16 protein-coding genes are annotated in these 16484 nt (G+C 54.9%); 15 read left to right on the top strand and 1 reads right to left on the bottom strand.

Annotation, left to right across the window (positions count from 1 at the left end; translation table 11 throughout):
• The first annotated feature begins 2 nt into the window (after positions 1-2).
• Positions 3-848, top strand: a complete 846-nt coding sequence (gene rsmI, locus KGZ93_08970) for a 16S rRNA (cytidine(1402)-2'-O)-methyltransferase (protein MBS3909739.1) — start codon at positions 3-5, stop codon at positions 846-848.
• An 86-nt stretch (positions 849-934) separates the two neighbouring features.
• On the opposite strand, the gene KGZ93_08965 is transcribed toward rsmI, so the two are convergent.
• Positions 935-1186: an AbrB/MazE/SpoVT family DNA-binding domain-containing protein gene (locus tag KGZ93_08965; GenBank protein MBS3909738.1), complete on the bottom strand. Its 252-nt coding sequence runs from the start codon at positions 1184-1186 to the stop codon at positions 935-937.
• Positions 1187-1313: 127 nt separating this feature from the next.
• On the opposite strand from KGZ93_08965, the gene metG reads away from it, so the two are divergent.
• The 14 genes from metG (at position 1314) to mfd (ending at position 16481) form a co-directional block, all read left to right on the top strand.
• A complete protein-coding gene (gene metG, locus KGZ93_08960) occupies positions 1314-2855 on the top strand; it encodes a methionine--tRNA ligase (protein ID MBS3909737.1) in 1542 nt (513 codons plus the stop codon).
• Positions 2856-2931: 76 nt separating this feature from the next.
• Positions 2932-3711 (top strand): TatD family hydrolase, encoded by a 780-nt coding sequence (locus tag KGZ93_08955; protein MBS3909736.1) that lies wholly within the window; start codon positions 2932-2934, stop codon positions 3709-3711.
• Positions 3712-3919: 208 nt separating this feature from the next.
• Positions 3920-4945 carry a DUF348 domain-containing protein gene (locus KGZ93_08950; GenBank protein MBS3909735.1) on the top strand — a complete coding sequence of 342 codons (1026 nt, stop codon included), beginning with the start codon at positions 3920-3922 and terminating at the stop codon, positions 4943-4945.
• A gap of 25 nt (positions 4946-4970) precedes the next feature.
• Positions 4971-5834: a 16S rRNA (adenine(1518)-N(6)/adenine(1519)-N(6))-dimethyltransferase RsmA gene (rsmA, locus tag KGZ93_08945; GenBank protein MBS3909734.1), complete on the top strand. Its 864-nt coding sequence runs from the start codon at positions 4971-4973 to the stop codon at positions 5832-5834.
• Between the two features lie 211 nt (positions 5835-6045).
• Complete coding sequence (locus KGZ93_08940) at positions 6046-6336, top strand: Veg family protein (protein MBS3909733.1); 291 nt, start codon at positions 6046-6048, stop codon at positions 6334-6336.
• 45 nt (positions 6337-6381) lie between these two features.
• On the top strand, positions 6382-7278 hold the full coding sequence (locus KGZ93_08935) for a 4-(cytidine 5'-diphospho)-2-C-methyl-D-erythritol kinase (GenBank protein MBS3909732.1): 897 nt from the start codon (positions 6382-6384) through the stop codon (positions 7276-7278).
• Between the two features lie 171 nt (positions 7279-7449).
• Entirely contained in the window at positions 7450-8199 is a 750-nt protein-coding gene (locus KGZ93_08930; protein MBS3909731.1) for a nucleotidyltransferase family protein, read from the top strand.
• The gene (locus tag KGZ93_08925) at positions 8192-8581 is read left to right on the top strand and encodes a Rid family detoxifying hydrolase (GenBank protein MBS3909730.1); all 390 of its coding nucleotides are present in this window, start codon (positions 8192-8194) and stop codon (positions 8579-8581) included. Before KGZ93_08930 ends, KGZ93_08925 begins: the two co-directional genes overlap by 8 nt.
• A gap of 12 nt (positions 8582-8593) precedes the next feature.
• Positions 8594-8851 carry a septation regulator SpoVG gene (gene spoVG, locus KGZ93_08920; GenBank protein MBS3909729.1) on the top strand — a complete coding sequence of 86 codons (258 nt, stop codon included), beginning with the start codon at positions 8594-8596 and terminating at the stop codon, positions 8849-8851.
• A gap of 348 nt (positions 8852-9199) precedes the next feature.
• Positions 9200-10582 carry a bifunctional UDP-N-acetylglucosamine diphosphorylase/glucosamine-1-phosphate N-acetyltransferase GlmU gene (glmU, locus tag KGZ93_08915; protein ID MBS3909728.1) on the top strand — a complete coding sequence of 461 codons (1383 nt, stop codon included), beginning with the start codon at positions 9200-9202 and terminating at the stop codon, positions 10580-10582.
• 14 nt (positions 10583-10596) lie between these two features.
• Complete coding sequence (locus tag KGZ93_08910) at positions 10597-11562, top strand: ribose-phosphate diphosphokinase (protein MBS3909727.1); 966 nt, start codon at positions 10597-10599, stop codon at positions 11560-11562.
• 125 nt (positions 11563-11687) lie between these two features.
• A complete protein-coding gene (locus KGZ93_08905) occupies positions 11688-12350 on the top strand; it encodes a 50S ribosomal protein L25 (GenBank protein ID MBS3909726.1) in 663 nt (220 codons plus the stop codon).
• A gap of 51 nt (positions 12351-12401) precedes the next feature.
• Positions 12402-12977, top strand: coding sequence for an aminoacyl-tRNA hydrolase (pth, locus tag KGZ93_08900; protein MBS3909725.1), 576 nt, complete (start codon positions 12402-12404; stop codon positions 12975-12977).
• 75 nt (positions 12978-13052) lie between these two features.
• Positions 13053-16481, top strand: a complete 3429-nt coding sequence (mfd, locus tag KGZ93_08895; GenBank protein MBS3909724.1) for a transcription-repair coupling factor — start codon at positions 13053-13055, stop codon at positions 16479-16481.
• The last annotated feature ends 3 nt before the right edge of the window (positions 16482-16484 follow it).

The raw sequence follows: 16484 nt of genomic DNA, 5'->3' as shown, positions 1-16484 counted from the left end.
TTATGGTGTCTGGGGAGAATGGAAAGCTCTATATCTGCGCAACACCCATAGGAAACCTCGAAGATATCACCCTCCGCGCGCTTCGCATTCTTAAGGAGGCCGACTACATCGCCGCCGAGGATACGCGGCACACACGCAAGCTCCTCAGCTACTATGACATACATACCAAATTGACCAGCTACCACGAGCACAACGAGGCGGCCAAAGCCGGCGCGCTCGTCGCTTTGATCGAGTCGGGCGCAACGGTCGCGCTCGTCTCGGATGCCGGCATGCCGGGCATTTCAGACCCCGGACACAAGCTTATCAAGCGTTGTATCGACAGAGGGATTGCGGTGGAGGCGGTTCCGGGCGCGTCCTCGCTTATCACCGCGCTCGTCATTTCGGGCCTACCTACCGATAGCTTTGTTTTTCAGGGGTTCATGCCGCGCAAAAAAGGGGAGCGCACCGCGCTCTTGGCCGAGCTGGCGGGGCAGAAGCGCACCGTGGTACTCTTCGAGTCACCCCGTCGCCTCAAAGCCACGCTCCGGGAAATCGCCGAGTTCGATGCCGACCGCGAAGTAGTCACGGCGCGGGAGCTGACCAAGAAATTCGAGCAAGTTCTCAGGGGTACGGCGGGCGAAATGCTCGAGCGCTTAGATGCGACCGAGATAAGGGGAGAGGTGGTTCTGTTGATAGCGCCGTCAAAAGAAAAACGTCCCCGAATATTGGAGGCCGATGGTTTAAGGTCCGCGGTTGTCGGTCTCATGAACGAAGGTATGCCAAAGAAGCAGGCGATTTTCGAGGTAGCTAAAGGTTTGGGTGTCGGCAAGCGTATAGTCTACGAGTCCGTTAAGGATATCCACACGTAGACTCTTGAGACAGGCCCATTGACGCTACATCCATGCTATATCGCAGGGCCGCCGGTTCTTCCTACCGGTTACTCCACTGTTGTCCGCTATACTTTTCGATCTATCAGAAGCTCCTTTTTGCAGTCTTGGCAGACATTTTTGCCTTTAAAAGTTTCGATCCGGGTGCCGCTTCCGCAAAAGACACAGACCGATTGATACTTGGATAAGACGATAGAATCACCGTCGACAAAGATCTCTAAGGGGTCCTTGATCTCTATGCCAAATGTTCGTCTTAGCTCCATGGGTATTACTATTCTTCCTAGTTCGTCTACACGCCTCACAATGCCGGTGGACTTCATGGTGTACCTCCTGCTGCTTTCCTTGACAAGTGGTTGCATCAATTATATGGTTGAGGAAAATTTGTGTCAACGCAGACTATTATAGAATTAAGTGAAATTTTTACAACAGGCGCGGGGAGATTTTAACTTGTCAAGGAAGGCTTTTTACGTAACGACGCCTATCTACTATGTTAATGATGTTCCCCATATCGGACACGGATATTCGACTATAATCGCGGACGTTATGGCTAGGTACAAGCGTTTTACCGGCTATGACGTGCTGTTTTTGACCGGCACCGACGAACACGGCCAGAAAGTAGAGAAGGCCGCGCGTGAAAAAGGGCTCTCTCCTCAAGAGCACTCCGATCGAATGGTCGAACCGTGGCAATCGTTATGGAAAAAGCTGAACATATCGTACGACGATTTTATAAGAACGACGCAGGAGCGACATATCGAGGTCGTACAAAGCATCTTCCAGGCGCTCTATGATAAAGGGGATATTTATAAGGGGCTGTATGAAGGCTGGTACTGTGTCCATGAAGAGACTTTTTATCCCGAAGCTCAACTTGTCGGCGGATGCTGTCCCGAATGCGGCCGCGAGGTCGAATGGCTGAAAGAGGAGAGCTATTATTTCAGGACCTCCAAATATCAGGAAGCTCTCCTGACGCATATCGAAAAGCATCCCGACTTCGTTCAGCCCGATTTTCGCCGCAACGAGGTTTTGAGTTTCATGGAGGGCGGCGTCCAAGACATATCGGTTTCGCGCACGACCTTTCAATGGGGCATACCCGTACCCTTCGATTCGAAGCACATCATATATGTCTGGTTCGACGCGCTAATCAACTACATTACCGGTAGCGGCTACCTCCAAGACGATGAGAAATATCGGAAATACTGGCCCGCGGACATCCATGTCATCGGCAAAGACATCATCCGCTTCCATGCGGTTATCTGGCCCATAATGCTGCTGGCGCTCGGCGTCGAGCTTCCCAAAAAAGTATTGGCCACCGGTTTCTGGACGCTCGGCGGCGAAAAGATCTCGAAATCCAAAGGCATTGTAGTCGACCCCAACGAGTTGATAGACGAGTTCGGAGAGGACACCATCCGTTATTTTCTCTTGCGCGAGATCGGCCTGGGGCTCGATGGTGAGTTCACCAAAGACGCCGTCGTGCGCAGGATCAACGGCGACCTCGCCAACGACCTCGGCAACCTCGTCCACCGCACGGTGGCGATGATGATGAAATACTTCGAGGGAGCGATTCCCGAGGCGGGGGAGGTAGGCCCGATCGACGCGGATTTAAAAAACGAAGCGCTCGGTCTAGCCGATGCCGTCGGGGAAGCGATGGATAGGATTGATATTCGAGAGGCGCTTGTGCGGATATGGAAGGTAGTCGGCAAAGCCAATAAATATATCGATGAAGCGGCCCCTTGGGCGCTGGCTAGAGAAGGACAGGCCGAGCGGCTCGCAACCGTGATGCGCACGCTCCTGGAGAGTATTCGTATCGTCGCACTCAACCTAACTCCGGTGATGCCGAAGACCGCCGCTCAGATATGGAGCCGGCTCGGGCAGGAGGGCTTCGAGGAACTCTCTTTCGAGGACGCTAAGAGCTGGGACGGTCTAGCCTCCGGCACATCGGTCAAGAAAGCGCCGCCGCTCTTTCCTCGAATCGAGATAGAAGAAGACGCATAAACTCTTGCCAAGTTGGATAGTATTGTGGTGTAGTTGTTGCTCTGAGGGTTACTTTTATGTGTGAGATCGGAGGCCGATGGGTAATAAAAGAGGCGGTTTGACCGATAGCCATGCGCATTTGGATTTCTATGGCTCAGAGCCTAAGATAGAAAAAGTATTGGCGCGCGCGGCCGAGAACGGTGTAACCGGTATAATCACGATTGCGGATAGTCTTGAGAGCAGCTATAGGGTCGTCGAGCTGGCCCGGAAGTACAGTGAGGTATACGCCGCGGTCGGCGTCCATCCCCACAACGCGAGCGACGTCAACCCCGAGACGCTCAAAGAGTTGGAGCGCCTGGCAAAAGAGCCGAAGGTCGTGGCAATAGGGGAGATAGGACTCGACTACCATAAGAACCACTCGCCCCATCTGGTGCAGCGGAAAGTCTTTGAGCAACAGCTCGAGCTGGCCAAGAAATTGAAATTGCCGGTCATAGTCCACGATCGCGATGCGGATGCGGATGTTATGGGGGCGCTTATCAAACATGGGACCAAAAAGGGGGTCTTTCACTGCTTCAGTGGAGACCTGGCGTTTGCCGAAAAAGTTCTCGCCATGAATTTCTATATATCGATCGCCGGCCCCGTCACGTTCAAAAACGCGGGCGCATTGGCCGGTATAGCCAAATTCGTTCCTTTGACCAAACTCCTCGTCGAAACCGATTCACCGTATCTTACACCTCACCCGTACCGGGGCCGCAAAAACGAGCCCGCGCATGTGCGCTTGGTCGCGGAGAAGATCGCCGAACTCAAAGAGATCGACGTTTCGGCGGTCGAGGCATCGACGCAGGAAAACATACGGCTTCTCTTCGGCATCGCTTAAATAGTCCGCTTATATTGTATCGACGCGGGTTACATCGTCTAATATTCGGGTCTCAGCGTTGGGCGACTCGAATAATCGCCGTGTTTCTGTCGATGCCGTACCGTGCCCGTCATTTAAGTTTTTCAAAACGAAACCGATTGTGCTATAATGACAGGCACTCGTTGCGATTGTGCCTTGACAACTTAATAAGCAAGCTGAAGGGACTGATTTGATGAAGGCACGTTTTCCTCAGCTAGCCGGCGGTTTTGGTGTAAGAAAGTACGAAGTGCTTCTTCTCGCGCTAATTATGGTACTTGTCTTGATGGATATGGTTTACAGTGAAGCTAAAGTAAACCTGGTCATCGATGGAGAGGCGAAGACGATAACGACGCGAGGCCGGACTGTGGCTGCTGTATTGAACGAAAACGGCGTAACGATCAAGGCATCAGACGAAGTAACGCCCGAACCCTCCGACCGAGTTAGGGAGGGTATGACAGTAAAAATACAACAAGCCGTACCATTGAAAATAAGAATCAACGAAGCTGAATTTGGAGTGATGTCGACTAACGGCACCGTTGGAGGAGCCCTGGAAGACATCGGGTTACGTCTAAAGCCCGCCGATAAAGTGGAGCCGAGTATCGACACGAGGCTCAAGGCAGGCTTAGCGATTAACGTAGCGCTGGTGACGAGCAAGTTTGAAGTCACCAAGACCACTATTCCTTATGAGACCGTAAACAAGACGGACGCGGGTCTCGATTATGGGAAGAAGAAGGTCGTAGCGGCGGGCAAGCAAGGTTTGCTCGTAAAGATTGTCGAAGTTGTGTACGAAGGCGACCGGCCGGTCACGAGAAGTGTTAAATCTCAGAGTGTTGTGACGCCGCCGTCGAGCGAGGTGGTGGCGGTCGGCACAAAACGTAAGGTCGCCCGATTGGTAGGGTCCAGTGTATCGCGAGGGGCTACTCGTGCTCCCGCCGGAAAGACGGTTGTTATGGAAGCTACCGCCTATGCGCCGAATTACGGCCCGGGCGTCGGCAGCATAACCGCTAGCGGCATGAGAGCACAGAGAGGCGTCGTCGCGGTAGACCCGAGAGTTATTCCTCTGGGCACAAGGGTGTATGTCGAAGGTTATGGCGAAGCGATCGCAGCGGATACCGGTGGAGCGATTAAAGGAAATCGTATCGACCTGTGCTATAACACACCGGGGGAATGCTTTAAGTTTGGCCGACGGGATGTAAAAGTTACCATCCTGGAATAGGTTACTACGAGGCGATGGAGCCACAGTGACTCTAGCTACGCCACACGCGACACTGGAAGTTGTCAAAAAATTTAGCCTCAGGCTCGATAAGAGCCTGGGGCAACATTTTTTGGTAGACCAGAATATCCTAAATAAAATCGTCGACGCCGCGGACCTCTCGGCCGACGACGTCGTTCTCGAAGTCGGCCCCGGCATCGGAACCCTTACCCAGGCCTTGGCCGAACGAGCGGGCAAAGTCATATCGCTCGAACTCGACCGGCGGCTAGAGCCGGTCCTCGAATACACGCTCAAAGACTTCCCCAATGCCGAGGTGGTCTTTATCGATGCGCTCAAGGCGGACTTGCCGCACCTTCCAGGAGGTCTGCCGGTTCCAAACAAGCTGGTGGCGAACCTTCCTTATCAAATAGCGACACCGCTTCTCGCCGGCTATCTCGACAACTTCGAAGAACTAAAGCTTTATGTGGTCATGATCCAAAAAGAAGTCGCCGATAGGGTCACGGCAAAACCCGCGACTCGGGATTATGGCGTGTTTTCGGTAAAAGCGCAGTTCTACTGCGATATAAACAAGGTCGCGACGATATCGAGAAACGTCTTTATCCCTCCACCGGAGGTGCGGTCGGCGGTTATCAAGATGGAGCGTTATGTCGAGCCGAGCGCGGACGTAGTCGACCGCGACCTCTTCTTCGCGGTCGTCAAAGGTGCTTTCGGGATGCGGAGAAAGACCATAAAGAATGCTCTGGCCGGGAGTGAGCCGCTCCGTCTCGACCCCTCTACCTTAGGTGAGCTGCTCCATCGAGCCGGCATCGACCCGCTGCGCCGCGGAGAGACGCTTTCAATAGATGAGTTTGCGCGTATAGCGGACGTCATCTATAAGGAGACGCATAGGTAGTTTTGCGCATGTCTCTCAAGCAACGACGAGGTTGCAAGAATATCCGCGAATGTTTCAAAATTTTATTAATAAAGAAGGATTTGACCGTACTTTGTCGTATAAAAAATATTGGCGAAGATATTCTTGCATTTGATTACCGCTCAAGGTAAACTTGTAGTTTTTGCGATTTTGATATATAATTGGTGGGTATCTGAAGGAGAGGATAATAGCGATGGCATTAATTCAAGTGCCCCATGCCGAAGTCGTCGATCGTATTCGGAAGGAGCTTGACGAGTTCGTAGGCGAAAAAATGCGTCTTAAGGCAAATATGGGGCGCTGCAAAATCATAGAAAGAGAGGGTGTTCTTGAAGAGACACACCCTAATTTGTTCGTCGTCAAAGTCGAGGAGAAGAGGGATCGTTGCAGGAGGGTCTCTTATAGCTACGCCGACGTTTTGACCAAGACGGTCGAACTTTCAAACCCCGATAACGGGGAAAACTTACTACCTTGGCTCATTCAATAATATCGAGTTTAGGCTTGACGACGGATTACGGGGCCTGGTGAACCAATGACGGCTGAGACCAGCAAAAATTTGCTTACGATTAAGGCTTTCGCCAAGATAAACCTTTACCTCGACGTAATCTCGCGCTATCCCGACGGATACCACCGGATTGTAAGTATCATGCAAAGCGTCTCACTCCATGATTTGCTCGAAATATCCGAAGCGCCCTATCCGGTCATCGACGTGCGTTGTACCGCGGGGGGCTTAAGCGGAACGACCAACCTGGCGTATCGGGCGGCGCTGGAGTTGAGGGAGCAGACCGGTGTTAGGGCGGGCGCTCGCATAAGCATCAAGAAGAACATTCCCATCGCGGCCGGATTGGCGGGAGGAAGCGCCGATGCGGCCGCGACGCTTTTCGGCCTCGACCGTCTATGGGGCCTCGACCTTTCAAGCGAGTATCTCAAAGAGATAGCGACTAGAATCGGTGCCGACGTACCGTTCTGCCTTATCGGCGGCACTATGCTGGCCGAGGGCAAAGGCGAGATACTGGCGTCCCTGACACCGGTGCCCGATGTTTCGCTGGTAATAGCGACCCCACCGATGCCTGTCTCTACCGCGGAGGTCTACCGTCAGTTCGATGAGGCGGGGCCGGCGCCGCTTGGGAAAAAAGACGAGATATTGAGCGCGCTTTACCACGGCGACGCCCGAGGCATCGCGGGTTCACTCAACAATCTTCTCGAATATGTAGTGCTCAAACGCTATCCCATAATTTTAGAGGCCAAAGATATAGCGCTTGCGTCCGGGGCGCTTGCGGCGTTGATGTCGGGAAGCGGCCCATCGGTCTTCGCGCTCTGCGGCGATGAGGTTGCGGCGCTCGAGGTCGCGCGGGCTATGCGCCTCCACGACAGCTCGTTCTTTGTGGAGGTTGTAAAACCGGCGCGTACCGGTGTGGAACTGGTGTAAGAGGCGCCAAGCGTCGGCTGGAGCGCCGATATTGGACGAAGCGCCGACCGCAATTTGAAGTTTTCCGTCGATATGTTGAGATTCTTTGAGCAAACTTCATCTAAACTAGAGGAAAAACAGGTAAGAATAACGAATATGTAACACCCAATAGAAGTTTAGAGGTGGCAAGTATTGGTAGACGCGATTGTCCTGGCCGGAGGCAATGCTCGTGGGCTCGCGCCGGTTGCGGCCAAAGGAATGGTCCCGATAAACGGCAGGCCCATGTATGAATATATTGTCGAGACTCTTTTGAGTTGCGCCGATATCGGCCGGATTTGCGTAGTGCTCCCCTCCGAAGAGGGAACGTCTCATATGGATGACCGGGTAACGATCAAGGTCGCGAGTGGTAGTTTGCCGCAAGTGGCAAAGGCCGGTTTTGAGTCTTTGGCGGCGAAGAAGCCGGTCCTTATGCTCTCGGCCGATATCCCGTTGGTAACCGTTGAGGCCGTCGGCGATTTTCTGCTTCGATGCGCAAAACGCGATGTCGATATATGTTATCCGATTATCCGTTACGGTGAGCCCGAGCGCCGTTTTCCCGGCATGAAGCGGACCTATGTCCGTTTGCGGGAAGGAAGATTCACGGGGGGGAATATTATGCTTATGAACCCGGTCGTGGTCTCGAAGAACATGGATTTGATGGAAGACGTTTATGATATGCGAAAGAGCCCGATGAAGCTCTTTCAAATACTTGGTTTTTGGTTTCTGGTCGGGTTCTTTCTGGGGATGCTCGACATTCGCCGGATGGAGCAACGAGTGGGCGATGTGTTAAACGCCACATGCGCGGGGATTGAGACGCCGTTTATAGAGATAGGGGTCGATGTCGACAAAGAATCGGATTTAAAATTGGTCGAAGCAGTTCTCTCTGGGGGTCGACATGAATAAGATAACGATAATAACCGAAGGCGCACCGCTTCCCGTGGGACCATATTCGCAGGGGATACGGGCCGAGAACCTCGTCTTTGTCTCGGGTCAGATTCCGCTCGACCCGAATACGGGGGAACTCGTCGACGGCGACATGCGAGTGCAGACGCAGCGCGCTCTTAAGAATGTCGAAGCCATCCTTTTAGCGGGAAACAGTTCGTTTGACAAGACTTTAAAGATGACGGTGTATCTGAGCGATATAGCTGATTTTTCAACCGTCAACGATGTTTTCGGTGAAATATTTTCCCAACAGCCGCCTGCCAGAGAAGCGGTTCAAGTCGCAGCTCTGCCAAAGGGCGCTAGGATAGAGATTTCAGCCATCGGGTTGGCAACCACACAGTAAAGGAGCGCAAGTATGGAAATTACAAAGGTGAGCATTCGACCGGTAGAGATGAACAAGGTGAAAGCGATAGCGAGCATTACCATCGATGACCAGTTTGTCGTTCACGATTTGCGAGTCGTCGAAGGGGACAAAGGCCTATTTGTCGCTATGCCCAGCCGTAAGTTGCCAAACGGCGATTTCAGGGATATCGCCCATCCTATCAACAGTGAGACTCGGGAGCGCATCCAAGCCGCGGTAATCGAGGAGTACAAGGGGCAGCTCGATCAATAGCAAGAACGTCTGTGTGTGCCGGCTCTGTTCTTTAGGCGATAGGGGCGTTAAATAAAACAAGGACGTTTTGCGGTAAAACCGGTATTTGGAGTGACCGCGTGTCGCATATATGTCCCGATTCTACCGGCTTAAGCCGCTTTCAGGTCGAATTTCGAAAGTGTTCGAGGGGCGCCGTTTTCCGGCGTCCGACAAGTCTTAAGTAACCCCCGCCCCTTCGATTGTTCCCGCCGGGAAACCGTTTTTTTATCAACGCTGAAGTCTGGAATCTTTTGCCGTGGATTGTCCGACATGCGCTCATTATTACGCATAGTTTTAAATATCGGGCTATAAGTGTATAATTTCTTAATTATGAACCTTGCTGTGATTGTTTTGGCCGCGGGTGAGGGAACCCGCATGAAATCGTCGACGCCGAAAGTTCTCCACGCCGTCTGCGGGAGGCCGATGTTGCACTATGTCGTCGATGCGGCCCGCGCGCTTGAGCCGAAAAAGATTATAGTCGTCGTCGGTCATAAGGCCGAGGAGGTCATGTCCGCCGTCGACGGCGTCGAGTTCGCCCTCCAAGAGGAGCAGCTCGGTACGGGGCATGCGGTGATGGCGAGCCGTCCGATGCTCTCCGGATTTGAGGGTAGTCTTGTGATCTTAAGCGGTGATACGCCCCTTATCAGACCCGAGACGATATCCGAACTCATCGATGCCTACCATACCGCGGGCGCCGCCGTCGGCATTTTGACCGCGCGGCTCGATAATCCTACCGGATATGGCAGAATCGTTCGGGCGGCCGATGGTTCGGTCGCAGCCATCGTCGAGGAAAAGGACGCGACCGAGGAGGAGAAAAGAATCGACGAGACCAATTCCGGGATTTACTGTTTTGACTCGGAGAAGCTATTTGCGGCTTTGGGGCAAGTTGGCGCCGACAACGAGCAGAAAGAGTATTATCTGACCGACGTCATCGAAATCCTGCGCGAGCAGGGTGCCGCGGTCGCCGCACGCACCGCGGGCGACGCCGATGAAATCGCCGGCGTAAACTCACGGGTGCAGTTGGCGCAGGCGGATAAGGTTATGCGCCACAGAGTCAACGAGGGCTATATGCTGCGCGGCGTGACCATCATCGAATCCGCATCGACCTTTATAACGCCCGGCGCCCAAATCGGCGCCGACACCATCATTTATCCGATGACCTTTATAGATGCCGAGACAATCATCGGCGAGGGATGTGTTGTGGGGCCATCCTCGCGACTGAAGGGCTCCAAGGTCGGGGATAATACTACGATAGACAATTCCATAGTGCTCCAGAGCACCATAGAGGACGACGCGACCATCGGCCCGTTCGCTCATGTTCGACCGGGGACGCATGTCAAGACGGGGGCCAAGGTCGGCGGTTTTGTAGAGATAAAAAACAGCGAGCTGGGCATCGACAGCAAAGTGCCGCATCTCAGCTATATCGGGGACGCACTAATCGGCGATTATGTTAATATAGGTGCGGGAACCATAACCTGTAATTATGACGGTTTCGAGAAACATAGGACCGTCGTCGAGGCCGGCGCTTTCATCGGAAGCGACACCATGCTCGTCGCCCCCGTCAAAGTAGGCAAGGGTTCGTTTACGGGCGCGGGTTCGGTTATCTCTAAAGACGTGCCCGAGGATAGCTTGGCGATTGAGCGTTCAGAGCAGCGGACAATCGGCGACTGGGCTAAGAAGCGAAGAAAAAAGGCGAGACGGCCTGAACAGTAAAGCATGAGGAGATAATGGCTAGCGAAGAAAGCAAACGGTTGATGATGTTTAGCGGCCGGTCCATACCGGCGCTCGCCCAGGAGATCGCGGGGCATCTCGGGATACATCTGGGTGAGGTGGAGTTGGCGACCTTCAGCAGCGGCGAAATCTACGTTCGGTACCTCGAAAGCGTGCGGGGCGCCGAGGTCTTTGTCGTTCAAACATTGTGTGATCCCATAAACGACTATCTGGTCGAGCTGCTGATCATGATCGACGCGCTCAAACGCGCTTCCGCGCACCGGATTTCCGCGGTTGTCCCATTTTACGGCTACGCGAGGCAGGACAAGAAGGCGGCCGCGCGAGAGCCCATCACAGCGAAGCTCGTCGCCGACATCTTGATGACCGCCGGTATCAACAGAGTGATAACGGTAGACCTGCATGCCGGGCAGATACAAGGCTTCTTCAACGTCCCTGTCGACCACCTGACGGGCCTTCCGCTCCTGGTGGACTACTTTAAAGAGAAAAACCTCGAAAATCTGGTTATTGTCTCGCCCGACGTCGGCAGGGTAAAAATGGCTAAGAAGTTTTCGGACAGAATCGGGGCGACGCTTGCTATTCTTCATAAGAGCCGACCGGCGCATAATGTCGCCGAGATATCGCACGTTATAGGTGAAGTCGAAGGAAGGCCGTGTCTGCTCGTCGACGACATGGTGGATACCGCCGGGACGCTGAGCAACGGCGCCCAGGCGCTTATGGAGCACGGCGCGAAAGAGGTCTTCGCCGCCGCGACGCATCCGGTACTATCCGGTCCGGCAATCGACAGGATAGCCAAGTCGCCGATAAAAGAGCTGGTGGTCTTGGACACGCTTCCGATACCGGAGAATAAGCTTCTATCCAGGATAAAGGTCGTCTCCATCGCACAGCTCTTTGCTGAGGCGATTAGAAATGTATACGAGGACAGGTCGGTAAGCGAGCTTTTCGACGGGCAAAACCAAGACTAGGGACGAGAAGCGGTTTACAATTACAGGTAAATGATGATTATATGGCATGTCGCGGTTGGGCCTAAAAAGCGGCTCGCTAAGGAGTTGACAGGTCGGCGGCATGGCGAAAGCACAGGAGTGATGAGATGGAAACAGCCGAACTTAAGGCGGAAAAGCGTGATGTCGTAGGTAAAGAGTCGAGCAAAAAACTGCGACGTGAAGGAAGGGTGCCCGCGGTCTTATACAGCGACGGGGAGTCGTCGACGCTGACAGTCGACGCCCGTGACTTTCGCGCGATCGTGCACTCGAAATCAGGAACCAACGTTATCGTCAAGCTCAAAATCGCGGGTATGCGGAGCCACCCGAGCGCGATAATCAAAGAGATTCAAAAGAATCCCTTGCGGAACGAGTATTTTAGTATCGACTTTCAGAAGATAGCGATGGATGAGAAGATAAACGCGATGGTTCCGATATCGGTCGTAGGGGAAGCGCCCGGTGTAAAAGCCGGCGGGATGCTCGAGCAGCAGCTTTGGGAAGTAGAGCTTGAGGGTCTGCCTACGGACATGCCGGGAAACCTTGTGGTCGACGTGAGCACTTTGGTGGTCGGTGCCGCCATCCACGCGCGGGATATCGTAATTCCCGCCGATATCGAGCTGGTGACCGACCCGGATTCGACGATTCTTGCCATATCCTTAGGCAAGGCGGAGGTCGAGGGCGCTGAAGCGGTCGAGGGCGCTGAGCCTGAATTGGTCGCAAGCGGCGGAGCCGCGGCTAAAGCGGCCGAAAAGGAAGCCGAAGCGTCTAAATAGGATCAAACCTGGAAGCGCGGGCGCGATCCGCGCTTTTTTCTTTGAGGTTGCATGAATATAGTAGTAGGATTGGGAAATCCCGGAACCGAATATGAATCGACACGCCATAACGCGGGCTTTATGGTCGTCGAGCGCTTGGCGCAAACCCGCGACATCGCTCTCGACAAGAGAACCCGGTTGGCGCGGTGGGGCGAGGGCGCCATCTCAGGGATACCGGTAACGTTAGCCGAGCCGCGCACGTTCATGAACAATAGCGGGCTGGCGGTGAAGGAGCTTCTCAGGGCGGCCGACGCGGACCCCGAGAAGCTCATCGTCGTCTACGACGACCTCGACCTGGAGCCGGGTCAGATACGCGTTCGAGAGAATGGCGGGAGCGGCGGACATAAAGGAATAATCTCCATCGTAGACCAAATCGGCTCCGGCGCGTTTGTGCGAGTGCGGGTCGGCATCGGCAGGCCGCCGGGCCGCCAAGACCCGGCGCGCTATGTTCTAAGCCCTTTTAGCAAGCGTGAGCGCGAAGATATGGCTGTCACAATCGAGCGCGCGGCGGACGCGGTAGCATATTTGCTCTCGGAAGGCGTCACCAAAGCTATGAACGAGTTTAATCGCCGTTCCGACCAAGACTAAATTTTGAATCGAACCAACAGGGGCCTGGGCAGCTTGCCGAGGCCTATGCGGCATGCGAATGATGCGGGGATTTATGTGGAAATAAGCAAACTGGTCGAATATATCTCAAGCGACGAGCGCTATAAGAGTATTATCAGCGAGTTAAAGAGCGGCTCCGAAGCGGACGTGTCGATTAGCGCGAGCGCGCGGGCTTTTCTGCTCGCGGCGATTCGCTCGGATTTGCGCTCATCGATGCTGGTACTAACGGCAAGCGCGGAGCGCGCCGTCCGTCTGGCCTCGGACTTGCGGGCGTTCTCGGTCGACGCGGATGTCTTCCCGGACCCCGAGACGATGCCCTATGATCCGCTCTCACCCGGCGCGGCATCCGCGGGTAAGCGACTCGCGGTTCTCGACAGCATGGCCGCGGGCGTGCCGCGGGTGTGGGTAAGCTCCATTCAGACGGCGATGGGCGTACTGCCTCCCGTCACGGAATCACTCCATCATCCGGTCGAGGTGCGCGTCGGTGAGACGATAGATATCTATGGCTTAGCTGAGCGGTTGGTGTCGATGGGCTATTTGCGAACGATGCGCGTCGAGGGCCAAGGTCGGTTTAGCGTGCGCGGCGGCATCATCGACGTCTTTCCGGCACAGGGGAAGACACCAATCCGTATCGAGCTTTTCGGCGACGATGTCGAGTCGATACGGACATTCAGCCCGACAACACAGCGCTCGACCGGCAATATGATCAGCGCCGTCGTCTACGGATGCCGTCACCTATCGCTCAACGAGGGCAATATCGAACGGGCGCTCCGGAGGCTTCCGGAGAGATACCGGGCCGAGCATGAAGATGAGATAGCCGCGTTGCGGGAGTTTCGCTACTTCGACGGAATCGAGAAATACCTGCCGTTTCTCTACGAAGAGACGGCTTCATTGATGGATTACCTGCCGGAGCATTGTATAATCGTCCTCGATGAACCCGAGGAGACGGAGCAAGCGGGCGAGCGCTACTACGAGCAGCAACAATCCTATATCGAGCACCTGGTGGAGGACAGCGCCGCGACGGGCTCGGCCGATACGTACTTCATGCGGCCGGCGGCGCTCCTCGAGAAGGGCGCGCCGACTTTGCGGTTGTTCTCTATAGGCCAATCATCAAACGAGGTCATGAGTTTTGCGGCCTCGGCGATTCAGCCGCTTTTCGGAGACATCGACGCGCTAGAAAAACTTCTCAAAGATTATGTAAGCGCCGGAATGGCGGTCGTAGTGGTTCTGCGCAATGAGGGAGAGCGCGCGCGTATGGCAGAGATATTCTCTGAGCGGGGGATTGCCTACTCGCGGGATTCGCTCGTTTTGCACGGTGTCTGTCTCGCGCTCGGAAATCTTTCCGGCGGTTTCGACAGCGGCGACCTCGCGCTCGCGGTAGTATCCTTTGCCGATATTTTCGGGAGGCAAAGCGCCGCGACTAAAGTCGGCGGTGTGACGCCGGGTCGGGCTATCGCAAGCGTCTCCGAACTCAACCCGGGCGACTTTGTCGTCCACAGCAACCACGGCATAGCGGTCTACGCGGGGCTCAAGCGGCGCGAAGTCGCCGGTATCGTCCGCGATTACGCGCTCCTCGAGTATGCCGGTACCGACAAGCTCTTTGTCCCGATGGAGCAGCTCGACCGGATAACCCGCTTTATCGGCACAGCCGGCGAGGAGCCGACTATATCGCGACTCGGCAGCGCCGAGTGGCTCAAAGCGAAGCGAAAGGTTCAAGCATCCGTCAAGAAGGTCGCCTATGACCTTTTGTCGCTCTACGCCGAGCGTTCGAAGGCGAGGGGCCACGCGTACTCGGCCGATACGGCGTGGCAAAACGAGATGGAGGGCGACTTTGTCCACGTCGAGACGCCCGGCCAACTGACCGCGATAGACGATGTCAAGCGCGACATGGAAGCCCCAAAGCCTATGGACAGGCTGATATGCGGCGACGTCGGCTACGGTAAGACCGAGGTCGCGGTCCGCTCCGCGTTCAAGGCGGTCGTAGACGGCAAGCAGGTTCTCGTTCTCGTGCCGACGACTATTCTGGCGCAGCAGCACTACACCACATTTAAAGAGCGGCTCTCGGCCTATCCGGTCAATGTCGATATGGTCAGCCGCTTCAGGTCGCGCAACGAGCGGAAGGATACCATAAAGCGTTTTAACGAGGGCGAAGTAGACATTCTGATAGGGACGCACCGGCTGCTCCAGGCCGATGTGAAACCGTTCGACCTGGGGCTCGTAATAATCGACGAAGAACAGCGCTTCGGGGTCAACGACAAAGAGAAAATCCGCAACTTCAAAAAGAGCGTCGATGTCCTGACGCTGAGCGCTACGCCGATACCGCGTACTATGCAGATGTCACTGGCGGGTGTGCGCGATATGTCGGTGATAGAGACGCCCCCCGAAGATCGCCGCCCGATCATCACCCATGTCGGCCGTTATGATGAGGAGATGTTGCTCCGGGCCGTCCGCCGTGAGCTTGGCCGGGGTGGGCAGGTTTATTATGTCCATAACCGCGTAGAGACCATTACCGGTGTCGCGGTGCGCCTGACCTCGCTAGTGCCCGAGGCGCGCGTCGCCGTCGCGCATGGGCAAATGAGCGAGAACCAACTTGAAAAGATAACGGCGGCGTTTCTAGAAGGTGATTACGATGTCCTAGTCAGCACGACTATCATCGAGTCGGGAATCGATATCCCGAACGTAAACACGCTCATAGTCGACCGCGCCGAGCATCTGGGCCTGGCCCAACTCTACCAACTAAGGGGGAGGGTCGGACGGAGCGAGCGCCGCGCCTACGCCTACTTTTTCTTTACTCCGAACCGGCTCCTAACCGGCCGGGCTTTCGAGCGGCTCAAGACGATCAGCGACTTTACCGAGCTGGGCTCCGGCGTCAAGATAGCCATGCGCGACCTCGAAATCAGGGGAGCGGGCAGCCTCCTCGGAGCCGAGCAGAGCGGGCATATGTCGGCGGTAGGTTTTGAACTCTACTGTCAGATGTTGCGCGAAGCTATCGAGGAGATGGAGGGAAAATCGGTGGCGGAACCCGCCGAGATAAAGATCGATTTGCCGGTCGACGCGTACCTGCCGGAGCCGTACATCGCCGAGGAGAATCTGCGGGTAGAGGCGTACAAAAAGATAATCCTCGCGCGGTCGCCCGAAGACCTCGATGAAGTCGCCTTGGAGTTAGCCGACCGTTTCGGTCCGGTTCCGGAGCCGGTCGACGCCTTGCTCGGTATCGCGCGCCTACGCTTAATCGCCAATGTTCTCGGCATAAAAGAGGTCAGCCTGCAATACGGCAAAGTAAGGGTGTCTCCGATACGAGTGCCCAAGCACCAAGAGGTTGTGTTATCGGTGTCATATAAAAATTTGTTATTCAAGCCCGAGCGCGAATACCTCCAGGTAGCCAAGGTGGAATCGTCGAACATAATTCCCTTCATGTTGTCTTTATTTAGTGATATAATGAGTTCGCTCTCTTCAAGAGACGATGTAAGCACGAAAGCGAGGTAATTT

The organism is Actinomycetota bacterium (genome assembly GCA_018333515.1).
Classification (GTDB): Bacteria; Actinomycetota; Aquicultoria; order Aquicultorales; family Aquicultoraceae; genus Aquicultor.
This window is presented reverse-complemented; position numbering and strand designations above follow the sequence as displayed.